Source organism: Pseudomonas sp. ABFPK (assembly GCF_001586765.1).
In the GTDB taxonomy this organism is placed as follows: Bacteria; Pseudomonadota; Gammaproteobacteria; order Pseudomonadales; family Pseudomonadaceae; genus Aquipseudomonas; species Aquipseudomonas asiatica.
This window is the reverse complement of the sequence record NZ_LQXW01000059.1, coordinates 1-5,707: the sequence shown is the minus strand read 5'-3', so window position 1 is coordinate 5,707 and position 5,707 is coordinate 1. Positions and strand designations below refer to the sequence as shown.

The 5,707-nt window shown below is 55.8% G+C and carries 9 protein-coding genes and 1 pseudogene; 4 read left to right on the top strand and 6 right to left on the bottom strand.

Translation table 11 applies throughout. From position 1 onward, the window contains the following. Nucleotides 1-273 precede the first annotated feature (273 nt). The 3 genes from WM94_RS30955 to WM94_RS25500 all read right to left on the bottom strand — a co-directional run bounded on the left by WM94_RS30955 (nt 274) and on the right by WM94_RS25500 (nt 1,853). On the bottom strand, nt 274-678 hold the full coding sequence (locus WM94_RS30955) for a hypothetical protein (RefSeq protein WP_004577588.1): 405 nt from the start codon (nt 676-678) through the stop codon (nt 274-276). A 341-nt stretch (nt 679-1,019) separates the two neighbouring features. Further along, nucleotides 1,020-1,319 carry a hypothetical protein gene (locus WM94_RS25505; protein ID WP_004577589.1) on the bottom strand — a complete coding sequence of 100 codons (300 nt, stop codon included), beginning with the start codon at nt 1,317-1,319 and terminating at the stop codon, nt 1,020-1,022. A gap of 261 nt (nt 1,320-1,580) precedes the next feature. Next, nucleotides 1,581-1,853, bottom strand: a complete 273-nt coding sequence (locus WM94_RS25500) for a hypothetical protein (RefSeq protein WP_004577590.1) — start codon at nt 1,851-1,853, stop codon at nt 1,581-1,583. A 140-nt stretch (nt 1,854-1,993) separates the two neighbouring features. Here WM94_RS25500 and WM94_RS25495 point away from each other — a divergent pair, with 140 nt between their 5' ends. From WM94_RS25495 to WM94_RS25485, 3 genes are all read left to right on the top strand, one after another. Beyond that, nucleotides 1,994-2,638: a hypothetical protein gene (locus WM94_RS25495; RefSeq protein WP_004577591.1), complete on the top strand. Its 645-nt coding sequence runs from the start codon at nt 1,994-1,996 to the stop codon at nt 2,636-2,638. Between the two features lie 128 nt (nt 2,639-2,766). Next, nucleotides 2,767-2,952: a hypothetical protein gene (locus tag WM94_RS25490; RefSeq protein WP_004577592.1), complete on the top strand. Its 186-nt coding sequence runs from the start codon at nt 2,767-2,769 to the stop codon at nt 2,950-2,952. Between the two features lie 38 nt (nt 2,953-2,990). Then, the gene (locus WM94_RS25485) at nt 2,991-3,173 is read left to right on the top strand and encodes a hypothetical protein (protein WP_004577593.1); all 183 of its coding nucleotides are present in this window, start codon (nt 2,991-2,993) and stop codon (nt 3,171-3,173) included. Between the two features lie 194 nt (nt 3,174-3,367). Here WM94_RS25485 and WM94_RS25480 read toward each other — a convergent pair whose 3' ends face one another. Then, a complete protein-coding gene (locus tag WM94_RS25480; protein ID WP_004577594.1) occupies nt 3,368-3,652 on the bottom strand; it encodes a hypothetical protein in 285 nt (94 codons plus the stop codon). 296 nt (nt 3,653-3,948) lie between these two features. Here WM94_RS25480 and WM94_RS25475 point away from each other — a divergent pair, with 296 nt between their 5' ends. Then, entirely contained in the window at nt 3,949-4,230 is a 282-nt protein-coding gene (locus tag WM94_RS25475; RefSeq protein WP_004577595.1) for a hypothetical protein, read from the top strand. Between the two features lie 110 nt (nt 4,231-4,340). On the opposite strand, the gene WM94_RS25470 is transcribed toward WM94_RS25475, so the two are convergent. Together WM94_RS25470 and WM94_RS25465 are read right to left on the bottom strand one after the other, a co-directional pair. Continuing rightward, the gene (locus tag WM94_RS25470) at nt 4,341-4,616 is read right to left on the bottom strand and encodes a hypothetical protein (RefSeq protein WP_004577596.1); all 276 of its coding nucleotides are present in this window, start codon (nt 4,614-4,616) and stop codon (nt 4,341-4,343) included. 500 nt (nt 4,617-5,116) lie between these two features. Continuing rightward, a pseudogene (locus tag WM94_RS25465) lies at nt 5,117-5,584 on the bottom strand (IS5-like element ISPa41 family transposase); the annotation flags it as partial. Nucleotides 5,585-5,707 lie beyond the last annotated feature (123 nt).

The following is a 5,707-nucleotide window of genomic DNA, read 5'->3' as shown; positions in this document are numbered from 1 at the left end:
AATGCCCCCCCTGCGTCGCTGCGCTCCGACTGCCCGGCCGGATGGCCGTGGAACAGGTGGCCAGATGGCCGTGGAATGCCTGGCCAGATGAGAGCGGACTGGGTGGCCGGATGGCGTGGAATCCGCAAGTGTTCCCATTTGCAATCTCCTGAGGCTTGCGTTGCATGACCTAGGGAGATGTGGAACAACGCTACATACGTCTCAGTCCACGTAGCTCCCAGGAGAACAACGCAAACACCCCAGAACGCTGCGGGACCCCTGGCAAGGTCCCGCCTACTTAGCCTTGGATTTCTTCGGAATCACAATTACTGGCAAGCCGCGGACCGCATCATCCCAGTGCAGGTCACGATCTGGATCGCTGGCAATTTTGCTGATCCACACAGCGGTTTTTTTCCAGCGAATTGCAAGCTTGCGGCCATTCCAGCCGCGGGCCTTGTACGCACCCTTGAATTCATCAGGGGTCAACAGCGGTTGTTGCAGCTGAACTTCGGGCAAGCCGCGGACCGCGTCATCCCAGTGCGGACTACGGTCTAGGTCGTTGACCAACCTGCTGATCGAGAAAGCGGTTTTTTTCCAGCGAATGGCGAGCATACGACCATTCCAGCCGCCTGCCTTGTACGCGGCCTTGAAATCGTTCGGGCTCAAAAGCGGTTGTTGCAGTTGAACTTCGTTGTCCAAATTCTTGCACCCGAAAATGTATGGGTAGACGGCATGCTGGCAGAGTCAGTCAATTATGATGGCCTTGGACAAATCCCAATCTGCAGGTGCTGCTGCACTAGTCGCAAAGGCAAATCGCATAGCGACCGAGGGTGAATTGTTCTTCATCAGCTAGGCGGCTGCACCAGCGCACATCGCTGCGACCGCGGGTCAACTCTTTGGCCCCCCCTCATCCACGCAAGCACAATGGAAGACTCCATTTTTAAACTATAGGACAACACTTATCAACCTGAGGCTCCCCGTCACCATTCTCAAGACAAAAAAAACCCGGCCTATGGCCGGGTGGGTCTAGCGTTTTCGGTTCAAAGGGCTAAGGCCTGGCAATCGTCGCAAAGACCTACCTGGAAAACCTCAAGATCGGCGAAGCAGCGGATGCATTGCTCGACATCATGATCTTCGGCGGGCTTGCTGATCACGTCGCCATACTCAGCAACCAATGCGGCGTAGTGATCGCCAGTTGAAGCGTCTCCCCTCAGCTCATAGTAGCGGTCCTCGCTCTTCGAGTAGGCTTTGAAAACTGGCTTTCCGTTGAACTGGCTGGCACCTACAGAAATTGGCGCTCTGTTGCGTAGCAAAGCGATAGTCTCGGGCATGGTTTGCATTGGATTGCTCCTCAAGTATCAGGTTGACCGTGTCCTGGGAGATGGCCAACAACACCTGATAAGCGGTTCTAAGCGGCAAGCGGCCCCGGGCTCGGCGCCAGCACAATGAACCGCCGCTGCAATAAGGCCCTCAATCAGTTCTGGCAGCCTAATTGAGCGTGAGCGTAGGCGTAAAAAACCCCGGACTGCTTGAGCAGTACGGGGTGGTGTAGCGTTAGGTGCCAGACCCGGTGCAGGCCATGCGATGGCCGCTGGAAAGAATCACGCCTCGCGGATATAAGCCTCAATACGCGCGTCCGCGGCCGCCAGGTAGCCCTGAATCTTCCCAATCGCTTTGGCCATGTTTTCAAGATCATCGGGCTTTGCACGTGAGCACGAGATGTTCGACACCTCGGCCAGCACTCGCTGGGCAACCTCTTTCCAATTGGTTACCTCATCGGCGCTGCAGCAGGCATGGTAGTCATTCACCTTACGAAAAAGACGATCGAAAGCGCGACGGTAATCGGCGACAGGGACTGTTTTGGTGCTGCTCATGGGGGCACTCCTCAGAAGGGAAATCTGGTTGAACTTGCCCATGGGGATGGTTCACGCACGCGTGTAATGGGTGCCAGCGACCTTGTTCCACCATGTAATTCATCCCTGAGGACGATGTTTAATTCCTCAGGAGAAAACCCATGGCAACACTCGTGAAAGTATCGACCTGCTTAACCCCAGAGCTGGCACGAACCGTCGTCGAAATGGCGTGCGTCGTACGCATCGCAGAAACTGGAGAGGGCGTAGAAATCCGCGACACCAGGCCCCTCCTCGATCGCCTGGCATCACCAATTCGGGGGCGAGGAATTGTGCGTACCCTTGGCGACACGCATTTCATCGTGACCGAGGACCTGGCGAAGCGGATCGACGCAAAACACCTACCAAGTGAGCCGGCCGCGACTGGGGCTACAGGTGTTGAAACCGATGCACTGAAAACACTCATCGCTGATCGGTTGGGTGCTATGGGCTGGCTGATCGTTGATGGGCTGAGCTTTAACTGCACATCAGCAGTGGCCAAAAAAGAGTACCGAACTGCGGTTGGCATCAAGGAGGCGATCGCCTTTCTCGAAGCCGGAGATGAAGGTGCCAGACGCCTGATCGCTCAGTACTACAGCAAGGGCAATAACGTGCTGAGCACAACAACTGCGCGATTCACTCCTGACTGGTCGCCCGAAGTTGTTGAATCGGGCGCCAGCCGATTCGCGGCCGAAGTTGACGACGTAATCAGCGACACCTATGCGGTACGCCTGCTTCGCCATCGAGACCAAGCCGCTGATGGCGCATAACACTCTCAGGCTCACTTAGGCAAACGCACCACCACACCCCGGGCTCGCCCGGGGTTTTTATTACCCAGTTTCGTAGTTCATGTGCGCCATCACCAGGTACACCGCCAACCAAGCTCCGTGGAGTCACCATGAACCACTATCAACACCTGATCGCGGACCAGATCCGGTCCGTCCAAGGACAGAAAGACTATTGCTTGCAAGTCCTATCCGCCGGCGGCCTTGAACCCTGGGAGTCGAAGGAATACGGCGACCTGGTTGAGCAGTATGACCAGACGCTCAAGGAACTGAATGAACGATTGCCTGAAGCAGACTGATCCCTCACCTCATCTATCTAACCTATGGGAAGAACACCATGACCAACGCAATCGAAGCACAAGCACAGAAGGTCGAAGCTGCCTACGCAGTTACAGGCAGCGTCAATCCGGAATACGAGCGCGAGTTCGACATTCTCTCCGACATGCGTCGTGCTGAAATGGCCAAGGAATTCCGCTCAGAGCGTGGCCTGCCTCCCACGGCGAAAACCCCGTATGACTGAGCCTCAGCTATGAGGTTTGAGCATGCACCACCGCCCCCGGCTTGCTGGGGGCTTTTTTCGTTATGCTTCCTACAGACTGAGCCGGGTCGCCCAAATCTTCGGGCTTAGGGAAGCTTACTGTGCGGCGTTATACGGCCGCCAAGCAAAGGTAGGCACATGTGCCTACTGGCATGAAAATAGGCACACGTGCCTATCTAGGCCTGCGCCTCTTCAGTGTCGAGCTTTGCAGCCTGCTTTCGACGCTCCATCAACTGCTGCATGTACACGATCCCGTCTCGAAGCGCATTCACCGCCCAGGTTGGGCAAGGCCGGGAAGATTTCTTGGTCGGATCGTTGAGCCAGGATCGAACAGCGCGATCGGAGCAGGGCCGCTTGGTGACGGCGTTGATGAGCATCGCGCTCTCGCGTTGTTTAACGTCATACTTTTTCAGCAGCGCCAGAAACGCTTGCCGGTTGGCTTCCCGCCCTTCGTCGTCCATCTTACCTCCAAACGGTTGAGAATAGGCACATGTGCCTATTAGCCGCATTCTAGGCACTTGTGCCTATTAAGGAAACACCAGATCGAGCGGAACTTCAGCCACGGCCCTCGAAACCACCTCAAGCTCAATTTCGGTGATAGCCAGTGGGCCGGGCCAGATTCGGACCATAGCCGGCTAGCGCCAATACCTAAAACCGCCGCCGGTACGAGTGCTGATGATGACTTGATCAGGCTGCAAGGCGTAGCAACTGCTGTGACGCATTACTCAGGACCATGCATACCCATGAGGAATCCATCATGACAACTGAGCAAGCACCAGCGCCAAATCTGACCAGCACAACCCATGTTGCGGTTGAGCGAAAACACTTCATCGGAACTGGTCGGAATGCCTGGCTCATAACAGGTCGAGTTTGTGGTGATGACGACGACACTGCCTATCTGGTACTGGCAGATGATGAGGCCATAGCTCAGGAGACCTTCAAAAGGGAGCTTCGAGACTGTGAAGTGTTGCAGAACGACGCCCCAAACGCGGATGATCTTCCTGAGATCTACATCATCCAGAGTGACATGCTGAGCTGAGCACTTTGAGGAAAACGCTCCACCATACCCTAGCCTCTGGCCAGGGTATTTTTTTGCGTGCGCTAGGCATGGCGCGTTGAGCGACCACGCTCACAACAGGGATAGGCTACTTAACGCGGCTGCTTGGTCGAAGGCTCATACCCCAGCCGTCGCGTAAGCTGTACCAGCCCCACAATTTGCTCCCTCATGGCCTGCCCATGTGCCTCCAGCTCCTCTACCTTTCGCTCAAGCTCCCAGGCTCGGCGGTAAAGCCGCTGGTTGATAGCGATTACCCGCTGCAGTGCAGAACGCTCGCAGTCGCCGATATCACCCGAGTCGGTGCCTTGACCAACCCGGGCTAGAATATCGGCAGGAACCTCCGGCAAAGGTTCGTCATCCCACAACATGCTGCCTCCCACACTGGATATGCGAACAGTATGCGATGACTTGGAGCTCCAGCCAATCCCTGGCTCAGCGCCACCCACACGGCGGCCTCCCATCCTCGTCAGTGAGCTTCCTGTAGCAGGGAGGTCAGCAGCCAGACGATGGAGCTTACTTAGCATGTGTGCGGGTAGTGCACGGACTCATTGTTTATTAACTGAAACGGTGTATATATATTCATCACCATTATCGCTGTCTTTATATTCGCGCTTTACCACCACTAGGAATCACATCAGTTATAGAAAGCCTGTAACCATCAGTCCGAGGATAGTCAACAACAAGGCCACCAGCTTTGTCGGTCCCCATATCCGCCAAGTGCACGTAGTTAACGTCCATTGTTAAGCGTACAGTTCCATCACTAGCAACATAAGGCGTGAAATAAGCGGTGGAGCCTAGGGATGCTCCGATCAACTTGTCGTGCAGCCGCGGCAAGTTGCAATTTTCCAGGCACCTACAGCTCTCCGTGTTAAACGCGAACCTCACCCATACCCATGAGCTGTTTTCGAACCCTCCACAGGTTTGCCAGGGCGAACAGCGTGGTCAACTGAGCCGTGTTTTTCATCAGCCCACGAAAACGTACTTTCACGTAACCAAACTGCCGCTTGATCACGCGAAACGGATGCTCGACCTTGGCCCGTGTCTGAGCCTTGCAGAACTCGATCTTGCGCTTGGCTTTGTACAGTACGCTGCGCTGGTTCAGCTTGGAATAGGTGCTGCGACGCGCTGCAATCTGCCAGATCACCCCCCGATTTTCATGCTCTTCGCGCCTTTCGACACCGGTGTAACCGGCATCTGCATACACGGCGTTTTCTTCGCCATGCAGCAGTTCAGCCACCTGCGTGACATCGGCCACATTGGCAGCGGTGCCATGGACGTGATGCACCAGGCCGGACTCGACATCGGCACCGATGTGCGCCTTCATCCCGAAGAGGTGAGTCGGCCACAGGAACTGCCCCCGTAGCCGCTCGCAGAACCGTACGTGACACTCTCGCGTCATACGGCTCCCGTTATCCAACCTGTTGCTCGGTTACTTGCCAGTGATAAAACAGTCGAGGGG

Excerpts from the sequence above, each read along its gene's own strand:
- WM94_RS25490 (WP_004577592.1), top strand. The coding sequence starts at position 2,767 with ATGAACCACTATCAACACCTGATCGCGGACCAGATCCGGTCCGTCCAA.
- WM94_RS25500 (WP_004577590.1), bottom strand. The coding sequence starts at position 1,853 with ATGAGCAGCACCAAAACAGTCCCTGTCGCCGATTACCGTCGCGCTTTC.
- WM94_RS25495 (WP_004577591.1), top strand. The coding sequence starts at position 1,994 with ATGGCAACACTCGTGAAAGTATCGACCTGCTTAACCCCAGAGCTGGCA.
- WM94_RS25505 (WP_004577589.1), bottom strand. The coding sequence starts at position 1,319 with ATGCAAACCATGCCCGAGACTATCGCTTTGCTACGCAACAGAGCGCCA.
- WM94_RS25470 (WP_004577596.1), bottom strand. The coding sequence starts at position 4,616 with ATGTTGTGGGATGACGAACCTTTGCCGGAGGTTCCTGCCGATATTCTA.
- WM94_RS25480 (WP_004577594.1), bottom strand. The coding sequence starts at position 3,652 with ATGGACGACGAAGGGCGGGAAGCCAACCGGCAAGCGTTTCTGGCGCTG.
- WM94_RS25485 (WP_004577593.1), top strand. The coding sequence starts at position 2,991 with ATGACCAACGCAATCGAAGCACAAGCACAGAAGGTCGAAGCTGCCTAC.
- WM94_RS25475 (WP_004577595.1), top strand. The coding sequence starts at position 3,949 with ATGACAACTGAGCAAGCACCAGCGCCAAATCTGACCAGCACAACCCAT.